At 48.4% G+C, this 18,325-nt stretch carries 18 protein-coding genes; 1 reads left to right on the top strand and 17 read right to left on the bottom strand.

Annotated elements, in window-relative coordinates; all coding sequences use genetic code 11:
* Positions 1-7: 7 nt before the first annotated feature.
* The 14 genes from mfd to metG all read right to left on the bottom strand — a co-directional run bounded on the left by mfd (position 8) and on the right by metG (position 15,454).
* Positions 8-3,547 carry a transcription-repair coupling factor gene (gene mfd, locus SIC45_RS15905; protein WP_319632891.1) on the bottom strand — a complete coding sequence of 1,180 codons (3,540 nt, stop codon included), beginning with the start codon at positions 3,545-3,547 and terminating at the stop codon, positions 8-10.
* A gap of 84 nt (positions 3,548-3,631) precedes the next feature.
* The gene (gene pth, locus SIC45_RS15900) at positions 3,632-4,186 is read right to left on the bottom strand and encodes an aminoacyl-tRNA hydrolase (protein ID WP_319632890.1); all 555 of its coding nucleotides are present in this window, start codon (positions 4,184-4,186) and stop codon (positions 3,632-3,634) included.
* Positions 4,187-4,416: 230 nt separating this feature from the next.
* A complete protein-coding gene (locus tag SIC45_RS15895) occupies positions 4,417-5,082 on the bottom strand; it encodes a 50S ribosomal protein L25/general stress protein Ctc (protein ID WP_319632889.1) in 666 nt (221 codons plus the stop codon).
* Positions 5,083-5,208: 126 nt separating this feature from the next.
* On the bottom strand, positions 5,209-6,159 hold the full coding sequence (locus SIC45_RS15890; RefSeq protein ID WP_298786946.1) for a ribose-phosphate diphosphokinase: 951 nt from the start codon (positions 6,157-6,159) through the stop codon (positions 5,209-5,211).
* Between the two features lie 16 nt (positions 6,160-6,175).
* On the bottom strand, positions 6,176-7,564 hold the full coding sequence (gene glmU, locus SIC45_RS15885) for a bifunctional UDP-N-acetylglucosamine diphosphorylase/glucosamine-1-phosphate N-acetyltransferase GlmU (protein WP_319632888.1): 1,389 nt from the start codon (positions 7,562-7,564) through the stop codon (positions 6,176-6,178).
* 185 nt (positions 7,565-7,749) lie between these two features.
* Positions 7,750-8,046 (bottom strand): septation regulator SpoVG, encoded by a 297-nt coding sequence (spoVG, locus tag SIC45_RS15880; protein ID WP_298786943.1) that lies wholly within the window; start codon positions 8,044-8,046, stop codon positions 7,750-7,752.
* Positions 8,047-8,388: 342 nt separating this feature from the next.
* Entirely contained in the window at positions 8,389-8,766 is a 378-nt protein-coding gene (locus SIC45_RS15875; protein WP_298786941.1) for a RidA family protein, read from the bottom strand.
* Positions 8,763-9,605 carry a pur operon repressor gene (purR, locus tag SIC45_RS15870; RefSeq protein WP_319632887.1) on the bottom strand — a complete coding sequence of 281 codons (843 nt, stop codon included), beginning with the start codon at positions 9,603-9,605 and terminating at the stop codon, positions 8,763-8,765. The genes SIC45_RS15875 and purR overlap by 4 nt, the downstream gene beginning before the upstream one ends.
* Positions 9,606-9,664: 59 nt before the next feature.
* Complete coding sequence (gene ispE / locus SIC45_RS15865; protein ID WP_319632982.1) at positions 9,665-10,528, bottom strand: 4-(cytidine 5'-diphospho)-2-C-methyl-D-erythritol kinase; 864 nt, start codon at positions 10,526-10,528, stop codon at positions 9,665-9,667.
* Between the two features lie 251 nt (positions 10,529-10,779).
* The gene (locus SIC45_RS15860) at positions 10,780-11,034 is read right to left on the bottom strand and encodes a Veg family protein (RefSeq protein ID WP_022792872.1); all 255 of its coding nucleotides are present in this window, start codon (positions 11,032-11,034) and stop codon (positions 10,780-10,782) included.
* 120 nt (positions 11,035-11,154) lie between these two features.
* Positions 11,155-12,033, bottom strand: coding sequence for a 16S rRNA (adenine(1518)-N(6)/adenine(1519)-N(6))-dimethyltransferase RsmA (rsmA, locus tag SIC45_RS15855; RefSeq protein WP_298786931.1), 879 nt, complete (start codon positions 12,031-12,033; stop codon positions 11,155-11,157).
* The gene (gene rnmV, locus SIC45_RS15850) at positions 12,030-12,596 is read right to left on the bottom strand and encodes a ribonuclease M5 (RefSeq protein ID WP_298786930.1); all 567 of its coding nucleotides are present in this window, start codon (positions 12,594-12,596) and stop codon (positions 12,030-12,032) included. The genes rsmA and rnmV overlap by 4 nt, the downstream gene beginning before the upstream one ends.
* An 89-nt stretch (positions 12,597-12,685) precedes the next feature.
* The gene (locus SIC45_RS15845) at positions 12,686-13,450 is read right to left on the bottom strand and encodes a TatD family hydrolase (RefSeq protein ID WP_319632886.1); all 765 of its coding nucleotides are present in this window, start codon (positions 13,448-13,450) and stop codon (positions 12,686-12,688) included.
* An 18-nt stretch (positions 13,451-13,468) separates the two neighbouring features.
* The gene (metG, locus tag SIC45_RS15840; RefSeq protein ID WP_319632885.1) at positions 13,469-15,454 is read right to left on the bottom strand and encodes a methionine--tRNA ligase; all 1,986 of its coding nucleotides are present in this window, start codon (positions 15,452-15,454) and stop codon (positions 13,469-13,471) included.
* Between the two features lie 655 nt (positions 15,455-16,109).
* On the opposite strand from metG, the gene SIC45_RS15835 reads away from it, so the two are divergent.
* Positions 16,110-16,403, top strand: coding sequence for an AbrB/MazE/SpoVT family DNA-binding domain-containing protein (locus SIC45_RS15835; protein ID WP_022792877.1), 294 nt, complete (start codon positions 16,110-16,112; stop codon positions 16,401-16,403).
* A gap of 41 nt (positions 16,404-16,444) precedes the next feature.
* Here the strand turns inward: SIC45_RS15835 and rsmI are convergent, their stop codons facing one another.
* The 3 genes from rsmI to SIC45_RS15820 are packed head-to-tail and all read right to left on the bottom strand — an operon-like array spanning position 16,445 to position 18,294.
* The gene (gene rsmI, locus SIC45_RS15830; protein WP_319632884.1) at positions 16,445-17,311 is read right to left on the bottom strand and encodes a 16S rRNA (cytidine(1402)-2'-O)-methyltransferase; all 867 of its coding nucleotides are present in this window, start codon (positions 17,309-17,311) and stop codon (positions 16,445-16,447) included.
* A complete protein-coding gene (locus SIC45_RS15825) occupies positions 17,280-17,567 on the bottom strand; it encodes a GIY-YIG nuclease family protein (RefSeq protein WP_298786922.1) in 288 nt (95 codons plus the stop codon). Before SIC45_RS15825 ends, rsmI begins: the two co-directional genes overlap by 32 nt.
* Positions 17,554-18,294, bottom strand: coding sequence for a tRNA1(Val) (adenine(37)-N6)-methyltransferase (locus SIC45_RS15820; protein WP_319632883.1), 741 nt, complete (start codon positions 18,292-18,294; stop codon positions 17,554-17,556). Before SIC45_RS15820 ends, SIC45_RS15825 begins: the two co-directional genes overlap by 14 nt.
* Positions 18,295-18,325: the final 31 nt, after the last annotated feature.

Raw genomic sequence — 18,325 nt, 5'->3', positions numbered from 1 at the left:
GCCCGCTTTATTTCGGGGACGTTGTTTCCTCCGGCTCTTTTTTTGCTTCCTGCACGCCTTTGACAACCGCCTGCACAGAAGTGAGAATTTTCATTTCCTCGAGCCGCTGATGCTGCACTGATATTTGAATCTTTTTCCCGCTGGTCCCGATACCGATATGACGACCCAGTTCATTGACAAGTCCGAACAGCGAAGCGCCATCTGCCTCACTGCTTGCTCCTTCGCTTACCAGAATAATGGTTTTGTTCGCTTCCTGGGAAATGGACTCCACTCCGGAAGCTTCCGCACGCAGACGAATATTACTGAGAATAAACAGCTTTTCCACTTCCACCGGGTACGCCCCGAAGCGATCCATCATTTCACTCTGCAGATCTTGCATATCCTCAAGCGTTTCAAGCCCCCGGAAGCGTTTATACATCTCTATTTTCTGCTTGGAGTCATCAATATAAAAATCAGGGATGTAGGCGTCTGCTTTCATGTTCATTTCCATTTCCGGCTCCTGCTGCTTCGGCTGGTCTCCCTTACGTTCTTCAATAGCTTCTTTAAGCATCTGCGAGTATAAATCAAACCCCACGGATTCAATGTAGCCGTGCTGCTCTGCGCCGAGCAGATTACCTGTTCCACGGATGGAAAGATCTCTCATGGCGATCTTAAAGCCCGAACCAAGCTCCGTAAATTCCTTGATCGCCTGCAGCCGCTTTTCCGCCACCTCAGAAAGCACCTTGTCGCGCTGGTACGTAAAATACGAATAAGCTACGCGGTTGGACCTGCCGACCCGACCGCGGATCTGATACAGCTGGGAAAGCCCCATCCGATCAGCGTGGTTAATAATAAGCGTATTCACGTTCGGGATATCGACCCCTGTTTCTATAATCGTTGTCGTGACCAGTACATCCTTGTTGCCCTCTAAAAACTCCACCATAACCGATTCGAGCTCCTGCTCATTCATCTGCCCGTGAGCGTAAGCGACCTCTGCCTCCGGCACAAGCATCGAAATCTGGTCAGCCATCCGGCTGATATTATCCACCCGGTTATGCATAAAATACACCTGGCCGCCCCGGCTGATTTCGCGTTCTATAGCTTCTTTGACCAGCGTCGGATTGTATTCCATCACATACGTTTGTACTGGAAAGCGGTTTTCCGGAGGGGTCTCGATGACAGAAAGATCACGAACGCCAAGCATCGACATGTGCAGCGTTCTTGGAATCGGCGTTGCCGTCAGCGTTAATACGTCGATGTTTGCCTTGAGCCGTTTGATTTTCTCCTTATGAGTAACCCCGAACCGCTGCTCTTCATCGACAATCAGCAGCCCTAAATCATGAAACTGTACATCTTTGGAAAGCACACGGTGCGTGCCGATCACAATATCGACACTTCCTGCCTTCAGCCCCCGGGTCGTTTCATTCTGCTGTTTTTTCGTCCGGAAGCGACTCATCAGGCCGATGTTAATCGGCTGGTCGGCAAAACGCTCTGTGAGCGTGTCGAAATGCTGCTGGGCCAAAATCGTTGTCGGCACCAAAATGGCCACCTGCTTGCCATCCATCACTGCTTTGAACGCCGCCCGTATGGCCACCTCAGTTTTTCCGTAGCCAACATCACCGCATAAGAGGCGGTCCATTGGACGTTCACGCTCCATGTCTTCGCGGATTTCTTCAATCGCTTTTATCTGATCCTCTGTTTCCTGGTAAGGGAAGGTGGCAGCAAACGCCTGTTCTTCCATCGCATACCGGTTGAAGGCATGCCCCTTGGTAGCCTCCCGTTCCGCATACAGCTTGATCAGGTCGTCGGCAATGTCTTCAACAGAGGACTGTACTTTGCGCTTTACGCGCTTCCAGTCGTTGCCGCCGAGTTTATAAATTTTAGGATCCTTTTCTTCTGACCCCACGTACTTTTGAACCTGGTCAATCTGCTCGACCGGCACATACAGTTTATCGTTGCCCGCATAGGATACGTTTAGGAAGTCCTGGTGCACTCCTCCAACGTCGAGGGTTTCCATTCCCAGGTATTTTCCGATGCCATGGTTCACGTGAACGACCAGGTCTCCCACCTGAAGCTCCGAATAGCTCTTGATACGTTCAGCATTGTTCAGCTTTTCACGGCGCCTTGAGCGGCGTACCTGTTTTGTAAACGTCTCCTGTTCCGTAATGACGGCAAGCTTCTCAAGTGGCAGTTCAAATCCGCTGTCGAGCCGTCCCTGCACAATAGCAGGACGTCCCGGCGTAAACGGCCCATCCTTGTTTGCCCGTTCTGCTTCCACTCCGTAATCATCGAGAATTCTCTGCAGCCGCTCGAGCCGGTCCTCTGTCTCAGCGGCAAAAACGATACGAAATCCTCCGTTCTGCCAGCGTTCAATTTCATTTTTCAGCACCGGCAGTTGACCGTGAAACTGCTGCATTGCCTTGCTCGTGACATTCGCCACCCGGCGCGGGTGAAACTCGGACAAACTACGGGTAAATAAAGAAAAAAGCACCTTCGGGAAGTCGATGTTTTTCATCAGCGTATGAAACGGCACCGAAAGCTGCATTTCTACCGGCAGTTCTCCCTGCTCCACCATATTTGTCCGCCACTCTGCCTCTTCTTCATCCAGACGTTCTGCCGTTTCCTGTACCCGGCTTACTTCATCGATAAAAAAGATCGTTTCCGAGGGAAAATAATTGCTCAGGGTAGCCGGCTTTTCATAGAAAAACTGCATATATTTGTACAGACTTTGGAAGCGCACGTGCTGCAGCAGCTGCTCCCGCTCTTCCGACAGGCGCTCCTGCACCTTCTGTTTCACGGTCTCGTCCTTGACCGTTTTCAGCGTTTTGCTCAGTCCGTCCTCAAGGTGAGAGGCTGCCCGCTGAAATTGCTCCGGATAAAGGATGGTTTCCTGGGCGGGGCTGATATTGACCTTAGTAATCTGTTCAATTGTCCGCTGGTCCTCCGGATTAAATAAACGAAGAGAATCAACTTCTGTATCAAACAGCTCCAGCCGCACTGGATTGTCCGCCGTCAGTGAGTAGATGTCGATAATACCGCCGCGGATACTGAATTCACCAGGAGCAGCCACCATATCGGCGCGCTGATAGCCGGCAGAATAGAGAAATTGCTGGAGCGCATCCAGGTCAAGATCGTCACCGGTATGCAGCGGCCACTGGGCTGCTTCCCAAACAGCAGGCGGAGGCAGCAGACGGCGCAGGCCGGCCACCGGACTCACAATAATTCCGTCAAAACCGCCGATCAGACGGTCGAGCACTTCAATCCGCTGCGATCTCATTTCCGGACTCGCTACCGCAATTTCAGCAGAAATAAGCTCATTGACCGGATATATTAATACGTCCTTTTCCGACCATTCCAACAAATCATCGTACAGCTTCTGCGCCTGATACAGCGTATGCGTCACTACCAGCTGAGGCTGTTGCGTCTTCTCCTGGGCAAGCGTCATAAATAACGTTCTTGCCGATCCGCTGAGCCCTGAAATCAGCTGCTCCGGCACCCCGTTTTGAAGATCGCTGATAACTTCACCGATCTCCGGGTTGGAGGCCAATATCGATGGTAAACCCTTCATGCTCGTTCCTCCCTATTTATGGTGGTCTCTTTTTTTATCACGCAAAAGGGGAGCGGAACTCTCCAGTCCCACCCCGTCCTTCTATTAATTAAACTCATTCATTACTTCATCAAATGATTTACTGCTCCAAGCTTCCGCCGAAGCCGCTGCCTTTTTAACAGCCTCATCCATCTGCTTTCTCTCTTCCGGGGGAAAGGTGCCAAGAACGTAGTCGATCACAGACGCCTTCTCCGGCTTTCCAATCCCAATGCGCAGCCGCTTGAACTCCTTTGTACCCAAATGTTCAATCAACGAGCGTATGCCGTTATGGCCGCCGTGGCCGCCCTTTTTACGCAGGCGGACGGTACCGGGAGCCAGATCCAGATCATCATAAACAGCTAAGACGTCTTCCGGGGACGCTTTATAGAAATCAAGCATCGGGCCTACTGCTTCTCCTGAAAGATTCATATAAGTCAAAGGCTTTACCAGTATCACTTTTTCGCCCCCTGCCATTGTTTCGGCAGTTTCGCTCCTCCACTTGCTCTTTTTCCATGACAGCTGCCACATGGAAGCGAGCTCTTCCACAGCTTCAAATCCAACGTTATGGCGTGTCTTGTTATATTTTTTCCCCGGGTTGCCTAACCCGACAATAAATTTCATGCTGGTCCCCCGCTCTGCCTCGTACGTATAATGTTTAGGCTGCTTCTTTTTATTGTACTAAAAAAACTGCTTTTTGACGTTTGAAACGATTACGGCGCTTGTTTTATTTTAAGATATTTCAGCTTAACAGCATAGCATAAATAAAGATCGCAGGGCGCCTGTCAAGCAGCGTCGCCTGCGATCTTTATTTATGACGGAGGGCACGCCCTCCGTCAGCTTTGGTGCAGAAATTATGAATTGTTGTTGTCGTTGCTGCCTTCTTCAGAACCTTCTTCGGATTCTTCGTCCGCATCTACAAGCTCAGGCTCTTCTGCTTCTTCTTCGCCTGGCTCTTCCGGCTCTTCTTCCGGTACAAGAACAGTAACAATCGTTTCTTCCGGCTCACTCGTAATCGTGTAGTTTAAACCTTCTGGAAGGTCTGCCACCTGAATGGAGTCGCCGACGTTCAATGTCGAAATGTCCACGCTGATACTCTCAGGAATTTCAGCAGGCAGTGCGCTGACAGTAATATTGAACATCATGTGGGAGACAACGCCGCCGTCTTTTTCCCCTGGAGCTTCACCGGCAAGGTTTACAACAACGTCTGCTTCCATTTCGGAGGTCATGTCTACTTCAAAGAAGTCAACATGAATGAAGTAATCCTTGATGGAATCAACCTGCATATCATGCACGATGACCTGGTGCTTTTTGTTTTCGCCTTCAATACTCAGATCAATGATGCCGTTCTTTCCGGCCTCACGAATCGTTTTCAGGAATGTAACATTGTCGACAGAGATAGGCTGGCTTTCCGTTTTCTTGCCATAAATAACGGCTGGAATTGTGCCCTCTCTGCGGAGTTTTTTCGTCACTGACTGTTTTGTTTCAGGACGACGTGCTGCAGTTAACTGCGTAGCCATGGTATTCACCTCATAATTAAATTTTATTTTCACGTGTTCGCGTAATTTTGCCCACTTGAGACAGAATTATACCAGAATCCACATCAAAAATCAATGGCTTATTCAAACCATTGATTTTCTTGTAGATTAATTAAACAAACGGCTGACCGACGTCTGCTCAAAGACATTAATAATTGCTTTAGCCATAAGCGGGCCGACGGAAAGCTGCGTTATTTTATCAATATTTTTCTCTTCCGGAAGCACGATGGAATTTGTTACTACAAGCTCTTCAATCTTCGAATTTTCGATTCTTTCTATCGCCGGGCCGGAGAGTACCGGGTGGGTGCAGCATGCGTACACATGGTTTGCCCCCGAATCGATTAATGCATCCGCTGCGAGAGTGATCGTACCGGCGGTATCAATAATATCATCAATAATGATGGCCGTTTTGCCTTCTACGTCACCGACGATATTCATGACCTCTGAAACGTTTGGACGCGGCCGGCGCTTATCAATGATCGCAATAGGAGCCTTTAAGCGGTCTGCCATTCTGCGTGCGCGCACCACGCCTCCGTGGTCAGGCGATACAATAACGAGATCCTCCAGGCCCTTTTCGTTGAAGTGACGGGACAAAATAGGTTCTCCCTGCAGCTGATCCACCGGAATATCGAAGAATCCCTGAATTTGCGTCGCGTGCAGATCCAGGCTCAAAATCCTGGTCGCTCCAGCTGTTTCCAGCAGATTGGCAATCAGCTTGGCTGTAATTGGTTCTCTCGCCCGTGCCTTACGGTCCTGGCGTGCATATCCGTAATAAGGGAGGACAACGCTGATTGTTTTTGCCGAAGCCCGCTTCATCGCATCGATCATAATCAAAAGCTCCATGAGATGCTCATTGGCCGGGTCTGAAGTCGACTGCACCAAAAAGACATCGCAGCCGCGGATACTTTCTTCAATGTTTATCTGCACTTCTCCGTCACTGAATCGTTTTACAGAGCTGAGTCCCATTGTTGTACCGATCTGTTCAACAATTTCCTCTGCCAGCCTTGGATTCGAGTTCAGGGTGAATACTTTCAAATTGGAGCGATCCATCGTGGACATTTTTTAATTCCCTCCGTCACTTGTTTTGCTTTTTACCTGCATTTAATTTTTCGCTTACATAGTTTTCTTTATTCGTCTGTCTTGATCTCGCAATAGAGAGCGCATCCTCCGGAACATCCGAAGTAATAGTGGAACCTGCTGCTACGTAAGCGCCTTTCCCAACGTTTACCGGCGCTACAAGATTGGAGTTGCATCCGATGAACACGTTATCTTCAATTTTCGTTAAATGCTTATCCATACCGTCGTAATTAACAGTAATGGAGCCACAGCCGATATTCACATTTTTTCCTACCTCTGCGTCTCCGATGTAGCTTAGGTGGGATGTTTTGCTTCCCTGTCCGATGGATGCTTTTTTAATTTCAACAAAATTTCCGATTTTGGCTTCATCACCGATCGATGACGCCGGCCGGATATGGGCATAGGGGCCGATTTGTACGGAGTTTCCTATCTCGCTGTCTGTCACTGTCGACTGACGAACCACTGTTTCGCTGCCGATGACAGCATTGCTGATTTCTGAATGCGGGCCGAGCTGGCAGGAGGTTCCTACATGCACACTGCCGCGGAGAATAGTGCCCGGCTCAATGACTGTATCAGCGCCGATCACAGATTCTTTGGAGATGTAAGTATTCTCCGGATCGATAATGGTTACTCCCTGCCGCATCCAATGTTCATTGATGCGGCGCTTCATGGCTTTTTCAGCCTGGGATAAGGCCACGCGATCGTTCACCCCGATTGTCTCAGAAAAGTCCGGAGTGGTCCAGGCAGATACGGTTTCCCCCTCCTCCTGAAGGATACCAATGACATCAGGAAGGTAATATTCACCTTGAACATTATTGTTATCCACCTGGCTGAGGGCATGAAACAATGCTTCATTATCAAAGCAGTAGGTCCCCGTATTAATTTCCCGGATGCTTTTTTCTGCTTCGTCTGCATCCTTATGTTCAACGATCCTGACCACTTCTCCACTGCTGCCCCGGACGACCCGGCCGTAACCGGCAGGGTCGTCTGCTACGGCTGTCAGAATGCTTGCTTTTGCTTCCATTTGTTCGTGGTGATCCATCAGCGCCTGCATCGTGCTCCCCTGGATCAATGGAGTATCTCCACACGCAACGATGGTCGTCCCCTTTTTGCCCTCGAGCATCTGCCTCGTCTGCATTACAGCATGAGCCGTGCCAAGCTGCTCCTCCTGAAGCACATAAGAAGTACGCTCCTTTAAATGCTCTTCGACAGCTTCTGCACCGTGGCCGGTCACCGTCACTAATTGGTCGACACCGGCGTCTTCGAGTTCGTCCACTACGTGCTCCACCATCGGTTTTCCGCAGACAGGGTGAAGTACTTTATAGAGGCTGGATTTCATGCGGGTGCCTTTTCCGGCAGCTAAAATAACGGCATAGCGATTGTTCATGTAGGTTCCTCCATATGCGCATTTTTGTCCATTAAGAATAATATCTTAAAAGCTTTCGATTTTCAAGAATACACTATTACCTATTCTACATAATGAACGTTTTCCTATCCACCTGATTTCGTTTACAGCCAAAAATAAATAACGGCCTCCTTGAGACCGTTATCGCTGCCCTGATACATATGATATTACGAAGCGCCGGCTTCGTTATAATTTTTTTCTGCGGGCTGTTCTTCCTGTTCGTCATATTCTGCCAATACAGCAGCCTGGATCTTCTCTCTCGCTGCTGACGAAATAGGATGGGCAATATCACGGAATTCCCCATCAGGGGTGCGTTTACTCGGCATAGCAACAAAGAGACCGTTATTTCCATCAATGACCCGAATATCATGGACCACAAACTCTTCATCGAATGTAATCGACGCAATTGCTCTCATTCGTCCATCAGTATTTACCCGGCGCAGCCTGACATCTGTTACCTGCATATTTTCACCACCTTTGATTTATTAACTCTCTCCTCTATATGTATCTCCTCTGCCGCACAAAACGTAAAGAGGCTGATTATTAGTTTCTATATTATTTGGTAAAGTCCTCCCCAGGCAAAAAATCACCTGCAGATATATTTGGTTTTGAAGTATATAAACATGTATTCAGTATAACGATGTTTTATGTATGTTACCACATCTTTTTACTCGAGCTAAAAGTCCTGTCTTTAAAAAATCCTTCCTCTATTCTTCTTATCGGCCTGTCACCTGCTTTTTTCTACCCATATCGTAAAAAAACAGCACCCCGGCTGCCATTTGCACAGGCAGCACAGAGTACTGTTTTTATGGAGCCAATAAAGCAATGACTTCAATTTCCACTTTTACATCCTTAGGAAGACGTGCCACTTCGACACATGAACGGGCCGGCTGATGCTCCTGAAAGTAAGACCCATACACTTCATTAATAACCGGAAACTCATCCATATCTTTAATGAATACTGTTGCCTTAATAACGTGATTCAGCGAGGAACCGGCTTCAGCGAGCACTGCCTGCAGGTTTTGAAAAACCTGATGCGTCTGCTCTTCAACGCCGCCGCTGACAATTTCGCCCGCCGTGGTCAAAGGGATCTGGCCGGAGCTGTAAAATACATTATTTACCTTTATACCCTGTGAATATGGGCCAATGGCCTCTGGAGCCTGATTAGTATATACTTCCTTCATCTTGATCTCTCCTTTTCCAGCTTTGTTAGAAAATTGCCGGGAACTACACGGATATTTTTCGTCTTTTCGTTCACCTCTTCCACTCTTGCAATGCTTACATAATCATCCACCAGCCGCTCTCCGGCGCCTTCAGCTTCTACGAGCACTCCAATACCCGCTACGTTTGCCCGGAACTCCTGCAGCAGCTCTATCATACCGCTCACCGTACCGCCTGCTTTCATGAAATCGTCCACTACAAGGACGTTGGATCCTTCCGGCAGGCTCCTCCGCGCCAAGGACATCGTCTGAATACGTCTCGATGAACCCGATACGTAATTGATGCTCACCGTCGATCCTTCTGTAACCCGGTGGTCTCTCCGCACAATGCTTACAGGTACGTCAAGGTATGTACCAATTGCGTGTCCAAGCGGAATGCCTTTCATAGCCACGGTGACAACCGCATCAATCTGCCGGTCCGCAAAAACAGAAGCAAACATTTTTCCCACTTCGTTCATCGTGCGCGGACGCCCAAGAATATCCATCATATATAAATATCCTCCAGGCAGCAGCCGTTCTTTGTTTTCGAGCTTTTCACACAGCTCTTCGACAAACAATTCTGCAGTGCTTTTTTCCACTTTCGGTACATATCGCACGCCGCCGCTCGCGCCTGCCACCGTACGCAGTGCACCAACGCCCTGTGTTTCAAAAATTTCTTTAATGATAGTCAAATCTTCACTTACCGAGGATTTGGCGGAATCATACCTCTCCGTAAAATAACCAAGAGAGATAAGTTCATGTGGATGCTGCAGCAAAAAATTGGTCATATCAACCAATCGGCCGCTTCGTTTCAATTTTTTCATGCTTACCTCCGTAAAATCCGAATATTTAGCAAGAATATACCATTTTCATACGGATTTTATCAAGCGTTTCGGTTGTTCAACAGACGAACCGCGTACACTTGGGAGCAGAAACCACGCAACGCATTATACACACGGCTTACTTTACTTTCCTTATCCACCAGCCCGAAAACAGTAGGACCGCTGCCGCTCATCAGCGCAGCATCCACACCGGAATCGAGCATGCGGGCTTTAATCTGGCCCACCTCGGGGTACAGAGGCAGAGTTACTTCTTCAAGGGTATTGGATAAAGAGCGGCACAATTGTTCATAATTGTTACTCCGAATCGCCTCGACCATCGCAGGTGTCATCTCCCGGCGTTTTTTCGACGCATCAATTCTGCGGTATATCTCCCCGGTGGAAACGCCTGTAGGAGGTTTAGCTAAAATTACCCAGCAGGACGGAGGCGGGTCAATGTGTTCAATTTGCTCCCCCCGGCCAGTGGCGATCGCCGTTCCGCCGTGGACACAAAAAGAGACATCTGAGCCGATCAGCGCCCCGATTTCCGCCAGTTCATCCATGTCCGCACCGATTTCCCACAGCTCATTCACTCCCCGCAGCGTAGCTGCGGCATCACTGCTGCCACCGGCAAGTCCGGCAGCGACAGGGATATTTTTATGTATGAAGATCGATACGCCGTATGCAATCCGGTATTTATCCTTTAACAGCTTTGCAGCCTGGTAAGCCAGGTTTCTATGGTCTTCCGGAAGAAAGCCTTCTGACATTTGCACGACAATTTTTCCATCTTTTCTTCGCTCAAACTCCAGACGATCAGCCAAATCCACCTGGGCCATCACCATTTTCACTTCGTGATAGCCATCTGCCCGTTTACCTAAAACGTCGAGCGTCAGATTTATTTTCGCCGGAGCCTTTTTTGATAACTTCACCATCATTCTCCTTCTCTCATCTTCCTCCACGTTTACCGCACTTTCAACCTTCTAACATTTTAGTTGAAAAACAGCAGCATGTACAGCAGGAAAAGCTTCCCCTGCTGCCGCAGGCGCGCGCAGATTCGGAAACCAGGCTTTCGCGCGCGTTTCGTCGTCCTTTTTTCAACATGATTTTAAACACGAAAAAAGCTTCCTGCTTAGCGCAGAAAGCCTGTATGCTGTCCGGGGACTGCATTCGTATGTGTTAGTTAAGCCTGAAGCTCTTCTTCTTCCGTTAGATACAGTTTGACTGTCTGGGTGAGTACATCTGTATAGCTGTAAGAAAGACGTTCGACAGGATGCTGGGCTCTGTCCAGTTTGACAATAAAGACGGAAGGATATGTTTCTTCTAAATACCCGGAACGTTCGACGGTTTTCTTGCGTCCGCCATTAGCAATTACCGTAACTCGTTTACCTACTTTTAGATCCAACGCTTCTTTAATCTCCACCAATGTTTTTCCCATTGTCTAACCCACCTCACTAAAAACAATGTTAACATAACCCGGATTAGTTGTCAAAAATTTTTCATTATAACAATTCTTTAATTTGAATGTCAATTACTAAATCTTCTTTTTCGGAATGTCTTAAAATTCTTGATAAAAAGGAGCAAGTTCGTTGGCTAATAGAGCGAATTCCTCCATAGAAAGCGTTTCCCCGCGTCTCGCAGGATCGATGCCGGTCTGCCAAAACGCATGCAGCAGTCTTTCTTTACCCTCCGGCCCAGCGAGCTGGTGAAGCAAATTGTTCCACAGGGTTTTTCTGCGTTGGACAAACGACGCCCGCACCAGACGGAAGAAGAATTCCTCATTCACTGTGTGCACCGGTGGAGCGGAGCGCTTTCTCAGGCGGAGAATCAGCGAATCCACTCTTGGCTGCGGAATAAAAACGGTTTTAGGAACGGTCATCACCTTCTCTGTTTCCGCAAAGTATTGCACCGCTATGGATAAGGACCCGTAGGCTTTTGTGCCAGGCACTGCCGCCATTCGCTCTGCCACTTCTTTTTGCAGCATAATCACAATGTTTTTAATCGGCAGCCTCTGTTCAAGCACTGCCATCAGGATGGGAGTTGTAACGTAATACGGAAGATTTCCTACGACGGATATGCTGCGGCATTCACTCATCTGTTCACGAATAAAAGCCCCAAGCTCCACCTGCAGAATGTCGCGGTGGTGTACCCGGACATGCGGATAAGGGGCCATCGTTTCTTCAAGAATCGGAAGCAGGCGCTGGTCGATTTCGAATGCTTCCACCTGCCCCGCCTGTTTTGCGAGATGCTCTGTGAGCGCTCCGATGCCGGGTCCTACCTCTATGACACCGTCCTCCGGCCCTATGCCCGCTGCTTCTGCAATGCGCGTTAAAATGTTTGCATCGATTAAGAAATTTTGTCCCAGGCTTTTTTTAAACGCAAATCCGTGTCTTTCCAATATATCCTTTGTCCGCCCCGGGGTTGCTATATCCTTCACGCCTTCTCCTCCTCTTCCAATAATTGTTCATATGCCGCAGCGAATTCAGCCTGACTGATCTGAAACATTTCCAGTCTTTTCAAAAACTGCTTTCCATTAGCATAGCCAATGTTCAATATTTCCCCAAGACGGGCGCGTTTATCTCTTGAGCCGCTTCCGGCGAACAGGCCGAGCTCCAAAAGGTCCTGCCTTGTTACTGCTGCTGTCACTTCCGGATGCTCTTTTTCGCTGCGCACGTGCCTTAAAGCTTCCCGGATCGTTTCTGCAGAAGCATGCTCTACGCCCAGACTCTGGCCCGGGCTTCCGTAAGCTTTTCCCTTTGTTAAAAAAGCGTGCTTGCACCCAGGCACACGCCGGCTGACAATCCGGCGTATTCTCTCGCCCGGCACGTCCGGGTCAGTCAGAATGATAACTCCTCTTCGCTCCCTGGCCAGTTCAATCCGGCGGAGCGCTTCCTCACTTACTGCCGACCCGTTTGTTTCAATAGTGTCTGCCTCCACCGCGTTGCGGACGGCTGCAGTATCAGACTTGCCCTCCACTACGATACATTCATAAATACGCACGGTTACCTTCCTTCTAAGCCAATTTAGTCTTTTGCTATGATACAGCCCGCTTTTCCATTCTTCATGGAAAGAGCGGGCCTGTTCATCGTCTACAGACGAAAAAGCTGTTTAGCATTTTTTGTCGTCTGTTCAGCCAATTCCTCATACGGAATTTCTTTCAGCTCTGCGATTTTTTCAGCCACCAGCTTTACGTACGCCGGCTCGTTTCGCTTGCCCCGGTAAGGGTGCGGCGCCAAAAATGGACAGTCGGTTTCCACCAGCAGCCGGTCCATCGGGATTTCCCTGCTTACTTCCTTAGGAAGCTTTGCGTTTTTGAACGTTACCGGGCCGCCAAAGGAAATATAAAAATTCATATCCATGCAGCGCTTCGCCGTCTCGGCAGTTCCGCCAAAGCAGTGCATAATACCACCGACTTCTCCCGCATTTTCTTCCTCGAGCAGGTCGACAATATCATCATGGGCCTCGCGGTCATGAATAATGATTGGCATATTTACTTTCTTTGCCAGGTGTATCTGCCGGCGGAAGACATCTTTTTGTACATCCTTTGGAGACTTGTCCCAGTGATAATCAAGTCCCATTTCTCCGAGGGCAACCACGCGGGGGTGGCCGGCGAGTTCCTCAAGCCAGTCCAGGTCCTCATCAGTCATGTCGACAGCGTCAACCGGATGCCAGCCAACTGCTGCATAAATAAAATCATACGTTTCCGCCAATTCTATCGCTTTAGGAATCGTCTCCCGGTCAAAGCCGACGACCGTCATGTATTCGACTCCGGCTTCTTTGGCCCGTCCGATCGTTTCTGCAACTTCTCCTTCAAATTGTTCTACGTTCAAATGAACATGTGTATCAAAAAGCATTACATTCTCGTCCCTTCTTTAATTCACGACCGATCCGTTCGGAAGAGCCTGATCAATAGTAGCAAGCGTAAGTTCCTTTCCTTTAGAAGCTGCCAGAATCATTCCTTCCGACCATTCTCCCCGCAGCTTCACCGCTTTCAGATTGGTCACACAGATCACCTTCCGGCCTTTTAGATCCTCCGGTGTATAATGCTCTGCGATGCCTGAAATGACCTGACGCTTCTCATCCCCCACGTCCAACTGGATTTTAAGAAGTTTATTAGCCTTTTTGACTGGTTCTGCGTCAATGATTTCCGCTACCTTCAGTTCCACCTTCCCAAAATCATCAATCGTGATTTCACCGTTTTCTTCCGTTTCCTCTTCCTCTTCTGCTTCCGCTTTTACCGTACCGCCCATTGACTCAATAATATACTTCACTTCCTCCTCCTGCTGAAGACGAGGAAAGACGGGTACAGCCTTTGCGGCTACTTGGGTACCTGCTTTTATATGGGCGAAGGATTTTGTCGTCTCCCAGCCTGTAATTTCTTTATCTATCCCAAGCTGCGACCAGATGCTCTTCGGCGTTTCTGTCATAAACGGCTGAATCAGTATGCTGATTACCCGCAGAGATTCTGCCAGGTGGTAGAGCACGGAGCCGAGCACTTCCCGCTTGCTTTCATCTCTTGCCAGAATCCACGGCTGCGTTTCATCAATATATTTGTTTGTCCGGCTGATGAGCTGCCAGATGGCTGTCAGAGCCACCGAAAACTCCATTTCTTCAACCGCATTTTCTACCTTTGTGACGGTCGCCTCCATTAGTTCAAGCAGCGAAGCATCATACTGAGTCGCATTCTTTACATAGGCCGGGACGGAGCCGTAAAAATATTTGTTAATCATCGCCACAGTACGATTCAAAAGATTGCCCAGATCATTTGCGAGATCATAGTTCAGCCGGTCCACAAATCCTTCCGGCGTGAATACCCCGTCAGATCCAAACGGAACTTCCCGGAGCAGATAGTAGCGGACAGCATCCAAACCGTACCGGTCGACAAGCGGAATCGGATCAACAACGTTGCCTTTGGATTTCGACATTTTTCCGTCCTTCATTAACAGCCATCCGTGGCCGAACACCTTCTTTGGAAGCGGCAGATCGAGGGCCATCAGCATAATCGGCCAGTAAATAGTATGGAAACGCACGATTTCTTTGCCAACAATATGCACATCTGCCGGCCAGTATTTTTGATATTCTTCGTCGTGCTCTGTCGTATAGCCGAGCGAAGTGATGTAGTTGCTAAGTGCGTCAATCCATACATATACCACGTGCTCCGGGTCGCTTTTGACAGGGATGCCCCATTCAAAGGTCGTTCTTGAAATAGACAAATCCCCGAGACCCGGTTTGATAAAGTTATTAATCATTTCGTTTTTACGGGATTCCGGCTGGATAAATTCCGGGTTATCTTTATAAAACTGGAGCAGGCGGTCCGCATACTTGCTCATTTTGAAAAAATACGATTTTTCCCGTACCTTCTCCACCGGATGGCCGCTTTCCGGACTGATGCCGGCGGTGACATTGCCTGCTTCGTCGTACTGTTTGTCCTCAAGCTGAGTTTCTGTATAAAAGGTCTCGTCCGGCACCGAATACCAGCCTTCGTATTCACTCAGATAGATGTCCCCGTTTTCTTTCAGCTTTTCAAAAATGATCTGTACAGCATCGCGGTGGCGGTCTTCGGTTGTACGGATGAAATCATCGTAGGTAATATTTAATTTGTCCCACAGCTGCTTAATGTTCTGCGCGGCGTCATCGACGAACTGCTGCGGGCTTACCCCGTTCTCCTCCGCCTTTCTTTCAATTTTCTGCCCGTGTTCATCTGTTCCGGTCAAGTACTTTACATCGTAGCCTCTCAGGCGCTTGTAACGGGCAAGAGCGTCTCCGGCCACTGTCGTATACGCATGTCCTATATGAAGCTTTCCACTCGGATAATAAATTGGTGTCGTTAAATAAAACGTGTTCTTTTCTTCTGGCATGTTTATGTCCTCCTTCAAAGTGTGTAAGGTCTCTTCCAATATAAAAAAAGCCTCCGTCCGCCAAGGGACGAAAGCTACGCTCACGTGGTACCACCCAAATTTCCGTTATTTTTACAAACAACGGCTTATTTCCAGGCGCATCCGGCCCCCGGAAGTTCAGCGTTAACGCCGCCGACGGCCCGTCTTTACTATTACAGCTCACACGGACGCCCTCCCGGACCATATTCTCTAGTTCCGCCGCACCGGTTTTCAGCATTCCCGGTTCTCTGTGCCGGCTTCTGTAGATACTCATCCATTCGTCGGGCCAATATTTTCTACACTAATATACTATGTGTTTTTTTTCTTTTCGTCAAAAATATTTTCATTCGACAATTCGACAAAATTAGTTTTTAGCCAAGTAAATATTTTCCTTTTATAAATTTTTATGGTTTTTGTACAAAATTGGAGTGGTTAAGACTTTATTTTTTAAAAATTAACATAAAAACAGAAGTATAAAATGATTTATTTGCGTATATGTGATTGAAATTTTTGTTAAATTTCACAGAAACCATGATTCAAATTCGTTGACGGTATTAGAAAACATTGGTATTGTTAGCTTACAGATAGAAAATGTCGAATTTTGACGAATAAAGCTAAATCTAAGGAGGACCTACCAATGAAATCAACAGGTATCGTACGTAAGGTTGACGAATTAGGGCGCGTAGTTATTCCAATTGAACTCCGCCGCACACTTGAAATCCAGGAGAAAGACGCTCTTGAAATTTATGTGGACCATGACCGCATTGTATTGAAAAAATACAAACCAAACATGACCTGCCAGGTAACCGGAGAAGTGTCGGATGATAACTTATCCCTTGCTGACGGTAAAATTATTCTCTCCCCTGAAGGTGCTGAAGCAATTATTAAAGACCTTCAGGATTATGTGCAAAACCATAAATCGAACGCTTAAGTTCACGAAAAAGCCTTTCCTTTTGGGGGAAGGCTCTTTTTTTATGATTTATTTAACCCGTGGTAAGCTGCGTATACTTCCTGCTTTTTAACATTTCGGCGCTGGGCAGTTTTTTTAATCGCTTCCTTGCTTGAAGCACCCGCTTCCACGTATTTCCGGACCTCCTCCTCCATCGGCCCATGGTCCTCTTCTTCGGATTCATCCGACACAGGCTTCTCTACAATTAATACGCACTCCCCTTTAATGTCTCTGTCTTCAAAAGCAGCAGCTGCTTCAAGCAGGGTGCCACGGACAAACTCTTCATATTTCTTCGTTAATTCTCTAGCTACGACAGCCGGCACGTCCCCCCATTCTTCATATAGAAAGTGGATGGTCCCGAGCAGACGGTACGGCGATTCATACAAAACGATTGGTACGCCTGACGGAAGCTGGTGCAAAACCGTGCGTATGTCTTTTTTCTTTCGCGGGAGAAACCCATGAAAATAAAAGCCGCCGCCCCCGAGCCCGGAAGCCGTCAGAGCTGGCAGAAGAGCACTTGCACCCGGAAGCGGCACTACCGGTATTCCGTGCGCAATGCATTCCTGCACAAGTTCATCCCCCGGATCCGATACCAGCGGCGTGCCGGCATCACTTACCATCGCCACCTGTCTTCCCTCTGTGAGCCACTGCAGAATTTTCTCCTGCTTTTGGCGCTTGTTATGCTCATGGTAGCTCTCCAAAGGCGTATCTATCTGATAGTGCTGAGTAAGCTTTTTTGTCTGTCTCGAATCCTCGGCCAAAATATATTCCGCTTCCTGAAGTATACGGACCGCCCGAAAAGTAATATCCTCTAAATTCCCAATCGGTGTTGGCACTAAATAGAGCATGCCAGTATTTTCAGTAGCTTGAAAGCTGAACTGCTGGGTCATCGTGTGCCTCCTTCATTAACCGTTGTTTGTGACTGCGGGGCAGCTGCTTAATGCGGTATTCCTCCCGCATCGCCTCTGCTTTTGTAGGGAAGTCCTGAAAATAAACGAGCCTCACAGGCCCCCTCCCCTTCGTATACTTCGCCCCCCGGCCTGCATTGTGGGCTTCGAGCCGCTTTCGCAGATTGTTTGTATAGCCGGTGTACAGGCTCCCGTCCCGGCATTGCAGTATATAGACAGCATGCTTACCTTGTTCCATAGTACGCCTGAAACTCCTCTGTATACTGTCCGTCCGCGTTATATACAATAATCGCGGGAAGACATTCCAAACCGGGCCTGCCGGCCTTTATTCCCTCCACCATCACGATATTTGCCGCCCGTTCTGCCTTTGGATGAACAAACTGTATCCGCTTCGGCTCGATCCGGTATTTCTGGTAATAACTAAGCAGCTCTGCAAGCCTTTCCGGACGAAGAACCATAGCCACCTTTCCCTTCTGCTTGGCTAAAAATGCGGCGCCCCGGACAAATTCCTCCAGGCTTCCGTGCTCCTCGTGGCGCGCGTTTGCCAGCTTTTCCTGCTTATTTTTCATTGCCAGCCGGCTGGTATCAAAATAAGGAGGATTGCACGTCACCAGCGACCACTGATCACCGTGATACCTCGAACGAACCGTCCGTACGTCTGCCTGCTGAACGGTAACCTGCCCGTCCACTTCATTCATGGCCATCGTCCGTACCGCCATATCACACAGCTCCGGCTGTCTTTCTATACCTCTCACAGGAACACGGCTCCGCTCTGTTAATAACAGAGGGATGATCCCGTTGCCGGTGCCAAGGTCGATAATCTTCCCAACAGTTTTCGGCACAGAGCAAAAATACGCAAGCAGCACCGAGTCAATGGAAAACGCAAAAGCATTTTCATGTTGAATAATAGGCTTTTTAGAAGGGGTATGGTCGAATCTCTCTCCTTCTTGTAATACCTCTTTCACTGCCTACGCCCCCTGATTTTATATTGTTTCA

It is taken from the genome of Marinococcus sp. PL1-022 (assembly GCF_033845285.1).
GTDB lineage: Bacteria > Bacillota > Bacilli > Bacillales > Marinococcaceae > Marinococcus.
This window is presented reverse-complemented; position numbering and strand designations above follow the sequence as displayed.

What these genes read in the sequence shown, in the direction of transcription:
- SIC45_RS15860 (WP_022792872.1), bottom strand. Translation starts at nt 11,034, where the DNA reads ATGGGAAAAACATTGGTGGAGATTAAAGAAGCGTTGGATCTAAAAGTA.
- pth (WP_319632890.1), bottom strand. Translation starts at nt 4,186, where the DNA reads ATGAAATTTATTGTCGGGTTAGGCAACCCGGGGAAAAAATATAACAAG.
- SIC45_RS15845 (WP_319632886.1), bottom strand. Translation starts at nt 13,450, where the DNA reads ATGCTTTTTGATACACATGTTCATTTGAACGTAGAACAATTTGAAGGA.
- metG (WP_319632885.1), bottom strand. Translation starts at nt 15,454, where the DNA reads ATGCCAGAAGAAAAGAACACGTTTTATTTAACGACACCAATTTATTAT.
- spoVG (WP_298786943.1), bottom strand. Translation starts at nt 8,046, where the DNA reads ATGCAGGTAACAGATGTCAGGCTGCGCCGGGTAAATACTGATGGACGA.
- SIC45_RS15875 (WP_298786941.1), bottom strand. Translation starts at nt 8,766, where the DNA reads ATGAAGGAAGTATATACTAATCAGGCTCCAGAGGCCATTGGCCCATAT.
- glmU (WP_319632888.1), bottom strand. Translation starts at nt 7,564, where the DNA reads ATGAACAATCGCTATGCCGTTATTTTAGCTGCCGGAAAAGGCACCCGC.
- SIC45_RS15890 (WP_298786946.1), bottom strand. Translation starts at nt 6,159, where the DNA reads ATGTCCACGATGGATCGCTCCAATTTGAAAGTATTCACCCTGAACTCG.
- mfd (WP_319632891.1), bottom strand. Translation starts at nt 3,547, where the DNA reads ATGAAGGGTTTACCATCGATATTGGCCTCCAACCCGGAGATCGGTGAA.
- SIC45_RS15825 (WP_298786922.1), bottom strand. Translation starts at nt 17,567, where the DNA reads ATGGAACAAGGTAAGCATGCTGTCTATATACTGCAATGCCGGGACGGG.
- purR (WP_319632887.1), bottom strand. Translation starts at nt 9,605, where the DNA reads ATGAAAAAATTGAAACGAAGCGGCCGATTGGTTGATATGACCAATTTT.
- SIC45_RS15895 (WP_319632889.1), bottom strand. Translation starts at nt 5,082, where the DNA reads ATGGCTACGCAGTTAACTGCAGCACGTCGTCCTGAAACAAAACAGTCA.
- SIC45_RS15835 (WP_022792877.1), top strand. Translation starts at nt 16,110, where the DNA reads ATGAAATCAACAGGTATCGTACGTAAGGTTGACGAATTAGGGCGCGTA.
- rsmI (WP_319632884.1), bottom strand. Translation starts at nt 17,311, where the DNA reads ATGACCCAGCAGTTCAGCTTTCAAGCTACTGAAAATACTGGCATGCTC.